The sequence below is a fragment of the Enterococcus sp. HY326 genome (genome assembly GCF_026157065.1).
In the GTDB taxonomy this organism is placed as follows: Bacteria; Bacillota; Bacilli; order Lactobacillales; family Enterococcaceae; genus HY326.
On sequence record NZ_JANLGQ010000003.1, the window covers coordinates 389,159 to 405,490 of the forward strand.

Annotated in this window: 15 protein-coding genes; 10 read left to right on the forward strand and 5 right to left on the reverse strand. The window is 37.8% G+C overall.

The features are described 5' to 3' along the window. Window positions 1-234: 234 nt before the first annotated feature. Both ORH16_RS09655 and ORH16_RS09660 read right to left on the reverse strand, forming a co-directional pair. Window positions 235-675 (reverse strand): flavodoxin, encoded by a 441-nt coding sequence (locus ORH16_RS09655; protein WP_265458378.1) that lies wholly within the window; start codon window positions 673-675, stop codon window positions 235-237. A 19-nt stretch (window positions 676-694) separates the two neighbouring features. Continuing rightward, window positions 695-2,554, reverse strand: coding sequence for an LTA synthase family protein (locus ORH16_RS09660; protein ID WP_265458380.1), 1,860 nt, complete (start codon window positions 2,552-2,554; stop codon window positions 695-697). 377 nt (window positions 2,555-2,931) lie between these two features. Here ORH16_RS09660 and map point away from each other — a divergent pair, with 377 nt between their 5' ends. The 10 genes from map (at window position 2,932) to ORH16_RS09710 (ending at window position 13,889) form a co-directional block, all read left to right on the forward strand. Beyond that, entirely contained in the window at window positions 2,932-3,696 is a 765-nt protein-coding gene (map, locus tag ORH16_RS09665) for a type I methionyl aminopeptidase (RefSeq protein ID WP_265458381.1), read from the forward strand. Window positions 3,697-3,717: 21 nt separating this feature from the next. Then, window positions 3,718-4,725: a YihY/virulence factor BrkB family protein gene (locus ORH16_RS09670; protein WP_265458383.1), complete on the forward strand. Its 1,008-nt coding sequence runs from the start codon at window positions 3,718-3,720 to the stop codon at window positions 4,723-4,725. Window positions 4,726-4,952: 227 nt separating this feature from the next. Next, window positions 4,953-5,750 carry an ABC transporter permease gene (locus ORH16_RS09675; protein ID WP_265458385.1) on the forward strand — a complete coding sequence of 266 codons (798 nt, stop codon included), beginning with the start codon at window positions 4,953-4,955 and terminating at the stop codon, window positions 5,748-5,750. A 1-nt stretch (window position 5,751) separates the two neighbouring features. Beyond that, on the forward strand, window positions 5,752-7,008 hold the full coding sequence (locus ORH16_RS09680) for an ABC transporter ATP-binding protein (protein WP_265458387.1): 1,257 nt from the start codon (window positions 5,752-5,754) through the stop codon (window positions 7,006-7,008). A 2-nt stretch (window positions 7,009-7,010) separates the two neighbouring features. Then, the gene (locus ORH16_RS09685; protein WP_265458388.1) at window positions 7,011-9,068 is read left to right on the forward strand and encodes a rhamnan synthesis F family protein; all 2,058 of its coding nucleotides are present in this window, start codon (window positions 7,011-7,013) and stop codon (window positions 9,066-9,068) included. 137 nt (window positions 9,069-9,205) lie between these two features. Beyond that, window positions 9,206-10,468, forward strand: a complete 1,263-nt coding sequence (locus ORH16_RS09690) for a glycosyltransferase family 4 protein (RefSeq protein ID WP_265458390.1) — start codon at window positions 9,206-9,208, stop codon at window positions 10,466-10,468. A gap of 287 nt (window positions 10,469-10,755) precedes the next feature. After that, complete coding sequence (locus tag ORH16_RS09695) at window positions 10,756-11,472, forward strand: glycosyltransferase family 2 protein (RefSeq protein ID WP_265458391.1); 717 nt, start codon at window positions 10,756-10,758, stop codon at window positions 11,470-11,472. After that, complete coding sequence (locus ORH16_RS09700; protein ID WP_265458393.1) at window positions 11,472-11,825, forward strand: DUF2304 domain-containing protein; 354 nt, start codon at window positions 11,472-11,474, stop codon at window positions 11,823-11,825. Before ORH16_RS09695 ends, ORH16_RS09700 begins: the two co-directional genes overlap by 1 nt. Then, the gene (locus ORH16_RS09705; protein WP_265458394.1) at window positions 11,815-12,597 is read left to right on the forward strand and encodes a glycosyltransferase family 2 protein; all 783 of its coding nucleotides are present in this window, start codon (window positions 11,815-11,817) and stop codon (window positions 12,595-12,597) included. The genes ORH16_RS09700 and ORH16_RS09705 overlap by 11 nt, the downstream gene beginning before the upstream one ends. 17 nt (window positions 12,598-12,614) lie before the next feature. After that, a complete protein-coding gene (locus ORH16_RS09710; RefSeq protein ID WP_265458396.1) occupies window positions 12,615-13,889 on the forward strand; it encodes a lipopolysaccharide biosynthesis protein in 1,275 nt (424 codons plus the stop codon). On the opposite strand, the gene ORH16_RS09715 is transcribed toward ORH16_RS09710, so the two are convergent. The 3 genes from ORH16_RS09715 to ORH16_RS09725 are packed head-to-tail and all read right to left on the reverse strand — an operon-like array spanning window position 13,876 to window position 16,247. After that, entirely contained in the window at window positions 13,876-14,610 is a 735-nt protein-coding gene (locus ORH16_RS09715) for a glycosyltransferase family 2 protein (RefSeq protein WP_265458397.1), read from the reverse strand. The genes ORH16_RS09710 and ORH16_RS09715 overlap by 14 nt on opposite strands. Then, window positions 14,607-15,434: a glycosyltransferase family 2 protein gene (locus ORH16_RS09720; RefSeq protein WP_265458398.1), complete on the reverse strand. Its 828-nt coding sequence runs from the start codon at window positions 15,432-15,434 to the stop codon at window positions 14,607-14,609. The genes ORH16_RS09715 and ORH16_RS09720 overlap by 4 nt, the downstream gene beginning before the upstream one ends. A gap of 21 nt (window positions 15,435-15,455) precedes the next feature. After that, on the reverse strand, window positions 15,456-16,247 hold the full coding sequence (locus tag ORH16_RS09725) for a glycosyltransferase family 2 protein (protein ID WP_265458400.1): 792 nt from the start codon (window positions 16,245-16,247) through the stop codon (window positions 15,456-15,458). Window positions 16,248-16,332: the final 85 nt, after the last annotated feature.

A 16,332-nucleotide genomic window follows, 5' to 3' on the forward strand; every position in this document is an offset into this window, starting at 1 on the left:
CTTTCTTGAAAAAAGAAAACTGAAAAGTTGGGAAAAGGAGCACATTACTTTTTTTATGATTGATTCTTTTGATAGAAAATGCTATCAGTTTAAAATGCCAATTAGTTTTCGCTAGTCTTGTTGAAAAAAAGAAAAAGGCTTAAGGAAAAAAACCCCTAAACCTTTTTTATACTCAGTGATTTTAAATTACAAATGATAGTGAGGCAAGATTGTTTATCAGTTCTTAATGAGATTTTATAGCGCCTCAGCTAATTTTTTTGCAAAAGCTTCCAGCTTTTGGATATCTTCTTCTTCGGCAGCTAAATCAACTTTAACAGCATCGGCTCCTTTAGTTGCGCCGATTTTAAGAAAAGCCGCTTCAAAGTCATCAATCGACTTGCCAAAATCATCATAAAAAGTATCACCAGAGCCACAGACGCCGAAAATTTTTTCAGATAAATCTAACTCCAATAAATCCTCATAAAAATCAACAATTTCATCTGGTAAATCACCATCGCCATAAGTATAAGTGGCGACAATACACAAATCTGCATCTTCAAAATCTGAAGCATCCACCTGTGTGCATTCATTTAACTCGACTTCTAAATCTAAGTTTTCTAAAGCTTCTGCGACAATATCAGCAACCTCTTCTGTATTGCCGGTTAAGCTTGCATAAACAATTTTTGCTAACGCCAATATATTCACTCCTATGTTATTACTCAGTACCTGCTTGACTGATACTCACGTCAACATCTGTATTACCCATCAAATTTTTAGTGTAATAAGATGACCGCATTTGCAGTTCACTGTACATTGTATCATATCCAATCTCTTCCACAAGCGTTTCTTTGCCAGAAAACAAGTTGGTGCCTAAGCCCAAACGGTCACCCTCAATAGTCGCTCCAAGGGCAGCTAGAGTAGTTGGATACATATCTAAACTTGAAAACTGCCGATTTTTTGTATCCTCTGTAGCAATTGTGGTAGCTGGATTAATAATCGTATTAAAGACAGTTCGAGTATAATCAGCATCTAAATCTTCAAAAAAGTTCGTATCCATACTCAAATGGTCACCAGTGAGTATAATTGTAGTATTCTCATAGTAGGGCTGCTGCTGGATATATTGAATAAATTCAGTCAGCATAGCGTCGCTCCAATGGATAACATTTGCGTATTGTGAGTCGAAAAGTTGTGGAGTTGAATCTGTCAATAAACCATCAGGGAAATGCGTGTCCGCTGTTAACATTGTAAAATTAAAAGGTGCACTTGAACTAGCAATTTGATCTAGTTCATTTTTTGCAAATTCAAATAGTTTTTCATCTTCATATCCCCACCAAACACTATAATCCTCGGGAATCCATTGTTGCTCTTTGGCATAATAATAATCAAAAAACTCGTAATCGCAATGCTGAGAGAAATATTTATCTCTTCCCGAAAAAGTAATATCTGAACCTAACATAAAGTAGTTTTGATAGCCATTGTCTTCTAAAACTTGACCTAACGAGTAGACACCAGGTAAGTATTCATCTGTTTCACCGCCGTACTCATTTCCGTTGATTGAAGTAATTAATGGTGTTCCAGACGTTTGTGAAACGAGTCCCCCGGCGGTAAAGTTGGTTCCTGGCAGAGTCAAGGCCCCGCCTAAGAGTTCTGTATTTGAAAAATTAGTATTTTCTAAAGCTAAAGTACTTAATCCAGGGAGTAAATTATCAGATTGCGCACCACCAAGATTTGACGAGATATAAGTAGTCTCTAACGACTCAACATAAATGTAGATCAAATTCCTTTTCTGCTCAGGAAAATCGATAGCAACAGTTTGTGGAGTAACGTAATAACTTTCATATAGCTTTGTCTTATCGAAAAAAGCACTTTTCACGTTTTCAAAGCCAAATGCTGAAATTCCTAAAAAAAGGTTTCCGACAGTTAAGATTAAAGCAATCGGAATCGTTAAGAAACGAAGGAAAGAACGGGAGCTTTCTTGAGCGTTGCTAGGTGAGGTTATTTTATACCTAATTAAGAAATATAATCCACACCATATCAAACTACTAACTAAAGCACTAGACAGCAAAGGCCCAAAAACAAAACTTTCCATCTGAACTGAGGAGCTACCTTCTAAAGGTTGATTTAGAGTATAAATAATTTGATTGATATCTAGCTCGCCAAAATAATTTAGTGCCCAATAGCAAGAATTCAAAAATAAAAAGCCAGCAAAAATTAAGATAAAGGCTGAAAGATATAATAAAATACGCAAAGTGACGGCCAACCAGGTGGAACTTTTTTGATAACGATGAACAATCCTAATATTAGGAGCTGTCTCAAATAAATAATCGCAAATGATTGGGATTACACAGAGGGATGTTACGGTTAATGCAACGACCAACATATCGGCGTTAGGCACGAAAAATATCTCATTTGCAGAGGCAAAGTTTAACGGAGTAAAAAAGTTGCTATAAATCACTAAGCCGAATAAAAAACTATTTAATGTAACTAATACAAAAGAAAATAAACGTAATTTTCTTTCCTTAAAATAAAATAGACCAAAAAATAAAATTGAAAAAAATAAAACTGTAATGCCCATGACACCTACTCCTTGTAATTGTAACTATTTATGAATATAGCACAAAAAACGACGGGATTAAAGGGTGAACAAACTAAGTTTAACCATCTTATAACTTCTTTAGGTGGGAGTATTTTACTTTTTTTAAAAGATTCGTTAAACTAAGTTCAGAAAACTCTTTGGAATAGGGATTCTTCCCTTGAGCCTGTGACATTAGCCTTTTTTAAAGATGAAATTTCGAACCATGTTACATTTGCTCCTGTGGTCCAGTAGATCCGAATCGCAAATCAACAATTTCTAGTGGTTCTCACTAGATGTCGTTCGTAAAGTTTGACTTTGTTCTAACTAATGTCACAGCCTCAGGTTCAGAGAAGTGAAAGATTGAGGAGATAATTGAAATGATTACATTAAAATCCACCCGTGAAATTGATGCTATGGATGAGTCTGGAGAATTATTAGCTGATGTTCATCGCCATTTGCGGGACTTTATTAAACCAGGAATTAGCAGCTGGGACATTGAAGTGTTTGTTCGTAACTTTATTGAAAGCCATGGTGGTGTTGCAGCTCAAATTGGCTTTGAAGGATACGAGTATGCAACTTGTATCAGCATCAATGATGAAATTTGCCACGGCTTTCCACGGAAGGAGCCGTTAAAAAGTGGTGATTTAATCAAGGTTGATATGTGCATTGACTTAAAGGGTGCTATGTCAGATTCCTGTTGGTCATATGTGGTCGGCGAGTCGACACCAGAATTAGACCGCTTGATGGCAGTTACAAAAAAAGCTTTGTATATTGGCATTGAACAGGCACAAATTGGAAATCGCATTGGCGACATTGGTCATGCGATTCAAACCTATGTGGAAGGTGAAGGGTTTTCAGTGGTGCGGGATTTTGTCGGCCACGGCATTGGGCCCACCATTCATGAGAGTCCTTCAATTCCTCATTATGGTGAAAAAGGTAAAGGCCTTCGTCTGAAAGAAGGCATGGTGATTACGGTTGAGCCCATGGTAAATACAGGGACTTGGCGGATGAAAATGGATCCTAATGGTTGGACTGCCTATACTTTGGATGGCGGATTAAGCTGTCAGTATGAGCATACTTTTGCAATAACTAAAGATGGTCCAAGAATTTTAACCTCACAAGGGGAAGAGGGAACTTACTAAGGTTTTTAAGGAGCGGGTACAGTGTTTAAACGATTGCAACAGCGACTACAGGTTTCCCAATTTATTCGTGTTGTTCAATCACGAATGGCCGAAGCCGAGCTGACAAATAGCTCGGTGGTTGTAGCATATTACCTGCTGCTTTCGCTTTTTCCATTGCTGATTGCGATTGGCAATATTTTACCTTTTTTAAATTTGGATGCTGAAGTTGTTTTAACCTATCTAAAAGAAGTGATTCCCAGTCAAATTTTTTCTTTTCTGGGGGATGCCATTGAAGATTTATTAACACAAGGGTCTGGTGGATTATTATCTATTTCGGCATTGGCGGCTTTATGGTCAGCCAGCCAAAGTATTAACGCACTGCAGATTGCCATGAATAAAGCCTATGGTGTTGAAAAGCGGGGTAATTTTATTATTGTCCGTATTGTATCTTTGTTGGTGATTATTCTTTTTATGGTGGCACTGGCGCTGTCGACGTTGGTATTTGGTTTAGGCCGTATTATTACAGAATATTTGCAGCCGATTTTACAATTTCCGACTGAATGGCTGTCAACTTTTCAAACCTTGCGTTGGCCAGTGACAGCTGTTGGCTTACTGGTTATTATGGGGCTGATTTATCTTGTGGTTCCCAATGCAAAAGTATCCTTGCGTTCAGTTTTACCGGGGGCAATTTTTGCAACTGTCGGCTGGATGCTTTTGTCACAGGTGTTTGGACTTTATGCTCGTTTTTTTGCTTCTCGGGTCAGCAGCTACCAAGTTATCGGTAGTTTCATTGTCTTGATGATTTGGTTGAATATTGCGGCGATGATTATTATCTTAGGTGGTATTATCAATGCAGTCGTGGCCGAGTATACAACGGGCCACGAGGTAGAAGAGCGTAAAGGGCTTGTTGATCAGGTGAAAAAATTGACTGGGGCTGATGAGCAAGATGATTCTGAAGAGGAAAATAAGGAAAAATCGTCAACAGTCGCAGGGCAAAAATCAAAAAAAGAAATGACTGGTTCTGCCAATCAGCAGGAATCTGAAAAATGAAAACAGTTTTTGGAGTATTCTATCTTTAAATTAGTAAAGCATCTTAAAATCAATTTTTAGATTTTAAGATGCTTTTTATTAAGCTTTTCTTTACTTCTGCTTGCTATAGTGGAGACTGCAGATTTTTGTTGAGAAAGGGGCCGATGTCGAGTATACTTTTTTAAGTGTAAAATATCAGCTACTATAGTATGCAATTAAAATATTCCAAAAGTTATAAGGAGAAAAATATGTTTGAAAAGAAAAATCTAATTTTGCTAAAGGAATTAGTAAAGACTGATTTTAAGCTGCGCTATCAAGGGAGTTTGATGGGCTATGTTTGGTCAATTTTAAAACCATTAATGCTGTTTACAGTTCAATATATCGTTTTTGTCCGATTTTTAAAATTCGGACAAGGAATTCCCAACTTTGCAGTTGCGTTGTTGTTAGGGACAGTGATTTGGAGTTTCTTCAATGAAACAACAAACTTAGGGATGTCTTCCATTGTAACCCGTGGGGATTTGTTAAGAAAATTAAGTTTTCCTTCCTCAATTATTGTGATATCGATTTCTCTGAATGCTTTGATTAATTTGTTAATTAGTTTGGTCATTGTATTTTTGTTTGGCTTAATTAATGGTGTGACGATAAGCGCTTATTTCTGGTTGGCACCATTGTTATTAGTGGAACTCTATGCTCTTTCGTTAGGCGTTTCCTTTATTTTGGCGACAATTTATGTGCGGTTTAGAGATATTGGGCCGATTTGGGAAATTGTTTTGCAGGCAGGGATGTATTTAACGCCAATTATTTATCCGATTTCTTTAGTGGTTGATTACAGTCCGACAATTGCTAAATTATTAATGCTTAGCCCGATGGCCCAGCTGATTCAAGATTTGCGGTATTTGACCATCGGTGAAGCCTACACACCGGTTTGGCAGATGATTAATACGAATTGGCTTATTGCGATTCCGTATGTTTTACCATTTTTAATTTTAATTATCGGTTATCGCATCTTCATTAAAAATTCTAAGAAATTTGCGGAGATTATTTAATATGGAAGAGAAAAAAGAGTACGCAGTTAAAATAGATAATATATATAAAACGTTCCGCTTGCCGACTGAGAGTACTACCAGTTTAAAAAGAACCTTGGTGAATTATTTTAAAGGCATCAAGGGTTATCAAGAACAGCACGTCTTAAGAGGACTTTCTTTTGGTGTAGAAAAAGGCGACTTTTTTGGGATTGTTGGTCGTAACGGAAGTGGTAAATCAACCTTATTGAAAATAATTTCTCAAATATACGTACCAGAGCAAGGCACTGTTGAAATTGATGGGAAATTGGTTTCTTTTATTGAACTGGGAGTAGGCTTTAATCCAGAATTAACTGGAAAAGAAAATGTCTACTTGAATGGCGCAATGTTAGGTTTTTCTGATAAAGAAGTGGATGAGATGTATGACGACATTGTAAACTTTGCAGAGCTGCATGAATTTATGAATCAAAAGTTGAAAAATTATTCCAGCGGGATGCAGGTGCGGCTAGCCTTTTCAGTCGCAATTCAAGCTAAGAGTGATATTCTAGTGTTGGATGAAGTTTTAGCCGTTGGGGACGAAGCCTTCCAAAGAAAATGTAATGATTATTTCACTGAGGCAAAAGAAGTTAAAAAGACAATTATTTTAGTGACCCACGATATGAATGCTGTTAGAAAATATTGCAATCGAGCGGTTTTAATTGATCGCGGCGAAATCAAAGTAATTGGCACCCCTGATGATGTTGCCAATCAATATTCTTTGGACAATGTAAATCAAAGCGGTTCAGCAACAGTTATTGAAGGCAGCAATCAAGCCGAAGCAGATTTAAAAGAAGCTGAAGTGGTAGAAGAAGTTCAGCATATTAAAGATTTTAAAGTGAAATTATTATCCCCTCAGCTGCTTGAAGGGGATAATCGCGAAATTAGTTTTGAAATCAGCTACAATGTTTTAGAAGATATGCAAACTTATATTGCTTTTTCCATTGAAGACATTGACCGCAATAGTTGGATGTATAATGATAATTCTTTTGATCAAATGACGAGCGGGAAAGGATTAAAAACATTCCGCTATACTTGTCAGCTAGACGAAATCAACCAGTGCAAACTCAAATTGAACGTGTCCATCAGAAATGACAAGGACGAGCCATTTGCATTTTCTGATAGTGAAAATTCGCCGGTGATTATTATTTCTCCAAAGACCGAGATGACTAAAAGCGAAAGAATTTCCAGTAGTGGGGTTTTAAAACGAAATGGTCAGTGGGTCATTGAAACAGGAGCAGAATAGGTATGAAGGACAAACTAAAAAAAATTCACTATTACAGTGTGCGGATGATTAAGGAACCTCGTTTAATCAGAGTCGCAGGTTCTCGAATCAAACAAAAATTGAAAAGCGGTCTTAGTCGACTACCCAATCCACAAGCAAAAATGCGACAGCGAGTATTAAAAAAGCAGCGGGAATTAAATAATTACGAAAATCCCAGCCGGGTTTTGATATATGTAATTTACGAAAATCAAGCTCATCTGCAGGAATACAAAATTGTTTTTCTTAAAGCTCTGGCGAAATTGGCCACCAGAGTTTTGATTGTGGTGAATGGCAGTTTGCCGGAGGCCGATGAAAAACGTTTAGCAGAAATTGGCGAAGTCGTTTTTCGGGAAAATAGCGGCTACGATACAGCAGCTTTTAAGTTCGGCGTTGACTACTTAGGAAAAAAGGGTTTGGCGGATTATGATGAGCTCTTACTGGTTAATGATACCAATGTTGGACCAATTGGCGATTTGGCAGCAGTTTTTCAAAAAATGGCGGCCAAGAGAGTTGATTTTTGGGGAATTTCTTATGGTGAAGAGCAAGGGGATATTACTGGATTTAATCCATACGGTTACATTCCGGTCCACCTGCAGTCTTACTTTTTAGTGATAGAAAAGTCGCTTTTTTTAACGGATAGTTTCTTTGACTATTGGCGAAACCTTGGCGAAACCAATACTCGTTTTCAAGCGATTGGTCGTCATGAAACAGTTTTTACCAAACATTTTGCCGATTTAGGTTATCTACATTCGGCAGTTACTTTAAATAATCAAGATTCTGCGATGTACATCCACCCTTTAACGATGCTTCAAGAAGGCGTGCCTTTGATTAAATACTCAGCTTTTTCTAATTATGACAATCAGCAATTTGTCTGGCAGGGCTTGCAAAGGGAAACAGAAGTGCCAGCCTTGTTAAATTTTCTAAAGACAACGGATTATCCTCCAGAAATAATTGAGACAATTATGCAGCAAATACACGACCGGCATCGGGAAAATTACGTACTAATTATTGACGGCGTTGAAAATGTAATCCCTCAGCTGACAAAATATCGCGTGGAAAATAAAGTTGAACAGCTACGCTCTACTGGTTTAACCGTTCGCAAAGTGAATTTGTCTGAGCTGCAGTTAAAGGATGCGCAGGATGCTAACCACATTATTATCTATCGTGCCAGCTACACACCACTTTTGGAGCAGTTAATTCAATTGGCTAATCAATTTGATAAGCCAGTGCTTTATGATATTGACGATTTAGTTATCGATACCAAATATACGGATATGTTGAGCTATACCCAAGGATTAAGCAAAATTGAAAAAGAAAATTACGATGCTTCCGTCAATAACTATCAAAAAATGTTAATGCTCTGCGATGGAGCCATTACTTCGACAGGGAAATTACAGGAAGAGTTGTATCATTACAAACCCTTAGTTTTGCTAAATAGAAATTTAGCCAATGATGAATTAGTCGCAATCAGTCAAGAACATCTGCGAGAGTATGGTCAGCCAACTGAGAAAGTTGCAATTGGCTATTTTTCCGGTTCGATTACCCATAATGAAAATTTTGAATTGATTAAGCCAGCTATCATTGATTTACTAAAAAAATATCCTCATCTGGAGCTACATCTAGTGGGTCATTTGGATGTTCCAAAGGATATCGCGAGCTTTAAAGAGCAAATTGTCACCCATGATTTTGTCGATTGGCGGCAATTACCAGCGCTTTTAAGTCAGCTCGATATAAATTTGGCACCATTGGTAACATCAATTTTTAATGAAGCGAAGTCAGAAATCAAATGGCTCGAGGCAGCTTTAGTTAAAGTGCCGACTGTTGCCAGTGATATCGGAGCATTTCGGGAAATGATTCAAGAAGGGAAAACCGGCATCTTGGTTAAGGACCAAGATTGGTTTGAAAAACTGGAAGCCCTTGTGATTAATCAGGAACGGCGTCAAATTATTGCCGAACAAGCGTATCAATATGTTTTGGGAAACTGTGTGACTGAAAATAAAGTGGATGGATTGGTGGAGTATCTAAAAAAATCACATGTTTAAAATTGCTGGTAGCGGTAGTCCACTAGATACCAGTGATTTTAATTACCTGCTAAGCATTTAACCAACTTTAGATTGAGAAAAAACTTTTAAATCTTAACAAGATTTTTGTTATTGAAATGGAAGACGAGGAAGACCTAATGCGTAAAATCTTATTTATTTCTCCATCTGGTACCATGGATAATGGCGCTGAGATTTCTAATTTTAATTTGATGAAATATTTGGTGGCCAGTGGGCATCAAGTTTTCAATGTTGCTCCCCAAGCGCGCCATGAAAGTCAAATTGTGTATTATGACCGGAGTCGTGAGGCAGGGATTGAAACGAACTTTATCCCAATTTTGAAATGGTGGTGGGAAGAAGCCCCCAGCGGTTATCCGGGAACACTAGAGGAACGGGCGATGTTTCATCGAGAAAATATCAAAGTCATCCAAGAATATATTGAGAAGAACCAGATTGATTTGGTGATTACCAACACCGTAAATATGTTTCAGGGAGCCGTAGCCGCAGCAATTACTGGTGTGCCACATTTTTGGATGATTCATGAATTTCCAGAGGGGGAGTTTGGCTATTACAAGGAAAAAATAGACTTCATTTCTGCTTATTCAAATGAACTATACAGTGTTAGTGGCGAGCTAAATCAGCGGCTGAATGAACTATTCAACCCCCGTTTGGTGAAAGAATTTTCCCCTTATACAGAGATACATGCTCAAGAATTAAAAGCCGGAAAAAAACGGCGGATTGTTTCAGTCGGTCGTCTCACCAAAAGAAAAAATCAATTGGAGCTAATCAAGGCTTTCGAACAATTGTCTAGAAATGATCTTGAGCTAGTTTTAATTGGTGCTTGGGATGATGATTATATCAAATTGTGTAAAAATTATATCAAAGAGCATCAAGTTAAAGGAGTTACCTTTAAGGGGAATTTAGAAAATCCCTGGTCTGAAGTAACCGACCAAGATATCTGTGTGTTTCCTTCAGCGATGGAAACATTTGGTTTAGTCTATGTGGAAGCACTGCTCAATGGTGTTCCGGTTGTTTTATCAGACAATCCCGGACATCTTTCTGCGTATAATATTTTTAATTTTGGAAAACTTTATCAAAGTGGCGATGTTCACGATTTGACAGAGAAAATTGTTGAGTTGCTTGAAAATTTCTCGACAGCAAAGGAAGCTGCGACAGCTTTTAAACCGACAGCAAAGGATTATTATCAAATTGCGACGGTTTATAAGGAGCTCTTGCAGGATATTGATAGCTATGAAACGAGTAGTATCAGTCCTTTAAGACACCTTGAGTATGTTCTAGCAACCAACGAGAAGAAATCACGTTTGGCCCGATTAGAATTGAAAATTCGTCGGTTTAAAAACAAAGTAGTTAATCGGATTAACCGCTACTTTGGTCGAGTTTAGTTTAAGATATGAGATAGGAATTTGAGTGAGCAAGTTTATTGTGCTAGATGCCATGATGCATTTAGGACAATTGATTCTAGCTGACTCTTTTTTATTGGGCTCCTTGGCAACTTGTACTGGAAAAAAATCAACGAAACTTTTTGAAGAAGTCAATGTGGATTATTTTATTTTTCTTTAGGGGAACTCTTTTTTATGGAGCTTGTCTTTTAAAATCCTAATGTTTCAGTTACAATAAGCATTAGTGAATTTATCCCAAGGAGTTTTTAAGGGTTAAAATTGGAGGAGCAATGAAAACTTTATTAGTGATTCCCGCATACAATGAAGAGGACAGTATTTTGCAGACGGTCCAAAGTATTCAGGAATATCAGCGGACAATTGATTTTGAACTTGATTATGTGGTAATCAATGACGGATCAAAGGACCGGACACAGGAAATTTTAGAAACCAATCAGCTGCACCACGTAAATCTAGTGATGAATTTAGGAATTGGCGGGGCAGTGCAAACTGGCTATAAATATGCGTTGGAAAATGATTTTGACATCGCCGTGCAGTTTGACGGCGATGGTCAGCATGATATTCGTTCTTTAGCGGTATTAATTGAGCCAATTGTTAAAGGAGAGGCAGATTTAACGGTAGGCTCACGTTTTGTTGGAGCCAATCGTTCAGAATTTCAAACTTCTTTTATGCGGCGTTTTGGTATTAATGTAATTTCCTTTTTTATCAAGCTAGTTACTGGTAAGAAAATCTATGATACAACTTCGGGTTATCGGGCGGCTAGCCGTAAGGTCATCCAAGCTTTTGCCCGTAGATACCCTGTTAAATATCCGGAGCCCGAATCAATTGTGCATATGTTGAAACGTAAAATGCGCGTGCAAGAACAGCCGGTTAATATGTTTGAACGCCAAGGTGGAGAGTCTTCGATTACGCCGATTAAGTCGATTCGCTATATGGCAGAGGTCAGCACAGCCATTTTAGTGGCAGGCTTGATGAAGGAGAATGACTAATGGATATCTTTTCAATTGTGATGATTTTAGTAGCCTTATTCTTTTTATATTTCATCATTAGAAGCATCAATAAAAACAAATTTTCTATGGAGAATGCTGGGATTTGGCTGACAGTCGGAATTATTTTATTGATATTTTCTATCTTTACACCAATTCCAACTTGGTTGAGCCAGTTGTTTGGTTTCCAGCTGACTTCCAATTTTCTTTTATTTTTAGCGGTCATTTTCTTATTGCTGATTGTCTTTATGCAATCTTTGCAATTATCCAAACAGAAGGACCAAATTAATATTATTATCCAAGAACTATCCCTTTTGAAATCAAAAAGGAAGGAGTCTGCTAAAGATGACGACTAGTTTTCCCAACCATACATTTGTGGTTTGTGCCTATAAGGAAAGCACTTATTTAGAGGATTGCCTGCAGTCTTTGCTTAATCAAAAAACAGCCTCTAAAATTATTATTTATACCTCTACTCCGAATGATTTTATTCAGCATCTAGCTGAGAAATATCAGCTGGAGCTATTCACCAAAACGGGAGGTTCAATTGGTAAAGATTGGAACAATGCATTGTCTTTTGTCACAACCCAATACGCAACAATTGCCCACCAAGACGACTATTACGAAGCGACTTACTCTGAAGAAATTATGAAACAGTTTAAGGAAAAGGCGGATACCTTGATTGCTTATCCAGATTATTATGAATGGAAAGATGGCCAAAAAATTCCTGCTAATACGAATTTAAAAATTAAAAGCCTGATGCTAAAGACGATGGCAATATTTCCTAAGTCAAAATTTTGGCGCAAAAGAGTATTGGCATTTGGTAACCCCATCTCTTGTCCAGCTGTCTCGTATAATCTAAAAGCTTTAAAGGATTTTCATTTTGATGAGGAAATGCGGGTCTCATTGGATTGGTACGCTTGGTATCAAATTGCCAATAGAACGGGTGGTTTTGCCTTTGTTAATCAAAAGCTGATGTTCCATCGCATTCATGATGAGTCGGAGACGACAGCTTCCATCAGCGATAATTCCCGAACAAAAGAAGATTTATTTATGTATCGCTTATTCTGGCCACAGCCGATTGCGAACTTTTTAATGCGCTATTATGTCAAGAGTCAAAATACAAATTAGAGAAATAAGGAAGAATGATGGAGAATTTTTATCAAAAAATCTTGAAGCGGCAAGTCAGTCCAAAAACCGAAACCCTCTGGTACAGCATCGGCAGTAGTGTTTATGCTGCTTCTTCAGTCTTCCTGCTGCTATTTGTCACACGTTTTCTAGGGACTTTTGAAGCAGGGGTCTTTTCAATTGGTTGGGCGGTGTGCCAGTTGATGCTAACAATCGGGTATTTCGGCAGCCGCAATTATCAAGTTGCAGATATCCATGATAATTTTTCTTTCAGTTATTATTTTAAATCTAAGGCAGTTACGATTAGTGCCATGTTAATCGGAACATTTATTTACGGCAGTATTTTAGGGTTTGACCAATACAAGATGACCATTGCTTTTTTGCTGACAGCATTGATGATTTGTGAGACTTTTGCAGATGTTTTTGCTGGTTTTTTGCAGAAGCAAAACCGCTTAGATATTTCTGGAAAATCTTATCTGGGTAGAGTTTTTAGCTATGATTGCTTGTTTTTGATCTTGCTTTTAGTGACTGAAAATTTACAATTGTCACTAATCGGGGCAATTTTTGTTTCCCTGTGTTGGGTTTTTCTGTTTGATTATCAGTTTGTCCGCCGTCTGGACAAAACGACTACAAAAAAGGTCGCACCTAAAAGAATTTCGCAATTGCTAATGTATTCCTTTCCTATTTTTCTAAGTGCTTTTTTAACGAACTTTATTATGAATACACCTAAAAATGCAATTGAAGTTCTGCTAAACGAAGACTTTCAAACTGTCTATAATATTTTGTTTATGCCTTCAGCGATTATTGCACTTTTTACTTCCTTTGTTTTTGTGCCCATGTATACTCACATTTCAAAAGCATGGCACGATCGACGATATCAAGAATTTGTGCAAATTGTTAAAAAAATCGTTTTATTAGTTATTGGTTTGACGATTGTGGTAGTAATCGGCGGATTGTTCATAGGAGTTCCTGTTCTCTCGATTATTTACGGAGTTGATATTTCTGGTTATCGGCTTGAGTTTGCAATTTTATTAGTAGCTGGGGGCATTAATAGCTTGACTTATCTTTTAGTCTATCTGTTGACAGTATTTAATAGTCAGCGGTTATTGTTATTCATCTACAGTCTGGTCGCAATTTTAGCGGCCTTGGGTGGAAATTATTTAGTGCTCCATTTCCAACTATTGGGAGCTTCCTTACTATATTTGGCCTCTTGCATTAGCCTAGTGCTTCTTTTAATAATTTCGGTCACAAAAATTTATCGTCAAGAAAAAAACAACCAGTCTACGATTGTGTAGGCCGGTTGTTTTTTTTATAAGCCAAAATGTTTTTACCCGTGCGTAACCGCCCTCTTAACCGCTCCCAGCCGGTTCGTTTACGCATTCCCGTCACATTGCCGCCGTGTCTAACATAATTCATCAGCGGCTTTTCAATGATTGAAATCGAATAGCCGAGTTTTTTGGCGATTAAAAAAAACCACTGGTCGTGCATTTCAAGTTTACTCGGGAAGGGCAAACTAGCATTTGCCAAACGGCGGGAAATTGTCATCATCGCCCCGGTATAGCCATTTTTTTTAAGATTACCAACGACACCTTGATGAACATCATTATGATTGTAGTGATTCCACGATGGGTCAACGATCGCTCCTTGCCCATCAATCACCACGCCATCATGGACAACAAGGTCGCTTTTTTCTCGAGTGATGACTGCCATCACCGTAGCGACTTTATCTAAAAACCATTCGTCGTCTTGATCGGTAAAGAAAATGTAGTCACCGCTTGAGGTCTTTAGAGCCTTTTCAAAGGAGCGTATGGGGCCTAAGTTTTGCGGATTTTCTAGCAGAATTAACTGTGCTGGGTACGGATCGGCGATTTTTTTTATTAGCCCTCTAGTCTCATCAGTGGAAGCATCATCGACAATAATAATCTCATCTTGACTGGAGAGCTGTTTTAAAATCGAAACTAATTGTTTTTCAATGACTTTAGCGCCATTATAAGTAGCCATGCAAACTGAAATCATGTCGATCCTCCAGTTAAATTTTTAAAGGCAGCCAGTGTTTGCCGCCAAATTTTACGATTTTTAACTTTGATAAATTGTTTGACAAGTCGTTTGAGTAATTGCTTTTTATGGTTCGGCAGCAATTCTTGTTGGTAGTGTTGATAATAATTTGCTTCAGCTGTTAAGATACTTTGATAGCGTTGATTTGAGACTTGACTATAATTCAAAACAGAGAGTTGATGCTGTAATTGTGAGTCTAAAATTTCAACTGTATAGCCTTGTTGAAAGATTTTCCAAAAGAGCCAATGATCGAGAAAATCTAGTGGAAAGTCTTCATTAAAGCCGCCGATATTTTCAAGAAGGGCTAGCGGTATCAAACTACCAGAATTAATGGCCATCACATGCCGCTGACAACTGCCAGGCGTTGGAAATTGGCTGGCACGATTAATATAAACATCAGCAAAAACTGGGGAAATCTGCTGGCCGCCTGCAACAATTTGCGGCACAATGGCACCGGTAGTGGGTTCGATTACAACGGATGCAATTGTGTCAAAAAAATCCTCAGTAAGAGCAGTATCATCATCTAATAGAAGTAAAGCGTTAGCACCGAATTGCTGGGCCTGATGCCAGGCATAATTATACGCTGTCGCTATACCTAAATTTCGTTGGTCATGGTGATAAAGCACTTGATCAGCAGCAAATGGATTTTCTTGAGGCTGCGGGCTATTATCATAAAAAATAAGTTGAAAATTTTTTTGAGAGGTGAGTTTCTCTAAGACCGCCAAGCTAGGCAGGTCAGAAATTTTTTCTTGGTACAAAACCACCACTGCAGTAATTTTATTCATAGGCACCTTTCAAGGCTGGTTTTAAAAAAAACGCCAGCCCCATTTATTAAAATAGCTGACCATCGAGCACATAAAAATCATAAAGACTTTGCGGCTGCGGTGGGAATCTCGACCGTAAAAATGAATAACAGAAGCTTGCGGGACATACATAATTTCTTTGCCACTTTGGCGCGTTTTTTGGCAGATGTCATTGTCTTCAAAGTACATAAAAAAGCGTTCATCAAAGCCAGCAATTTGATCAAAATCTTTTTTGCGATAAAACATAAAACAACCAGAGACAAACGGAATCTGTTGAATCTCAGTGCGGTCGGTCTGTTCACGGGTTTCAAAAAAAGCTAAGCGTTTTTTGAAAATATCCTTAACAAACTGAAAAGGAATAAAACGTAGCATATAGTCAAAGACATCGAGTTTTTGGCGCATTAAATACTGAGTGGTGCCGTCAGGATATAAAACCTTTGGCGCACTTAACGCAGCCTCAGCATTTTCTTCCATATAATCATACAAAGCTTTTAAACTATGTTGGTCAATTAAAATATCTGGATTGCAAATGACCAGATACTCACTGTCAGTTAAGCGGGCGTTGTGATTGTGGCCAAAACCAAAGCCTTTATTTTCTGGATAAAAGGTAATGGTGACTTGCTCGGAAGCATAGGCTTGCAGCTTCTCTTGATAGTCAGGTGTTGAATTATTGTCAAAAATGAACAGTTCTGCTGAAAAGTGCGGCAGTATTTCTGTTATTAAGTTATCGATAGTTTTAAAGGCGTCACTACTATTATAAGTGACTACGCTTAAAGCGATTCTTTTAATACGCATCCTGCTCCTTTTCATGAAATTATGAAAGTCATGATAATACTACTCAATTTAAGAAAAAAAAGCAATCTGTGACGTATTTTCCAAC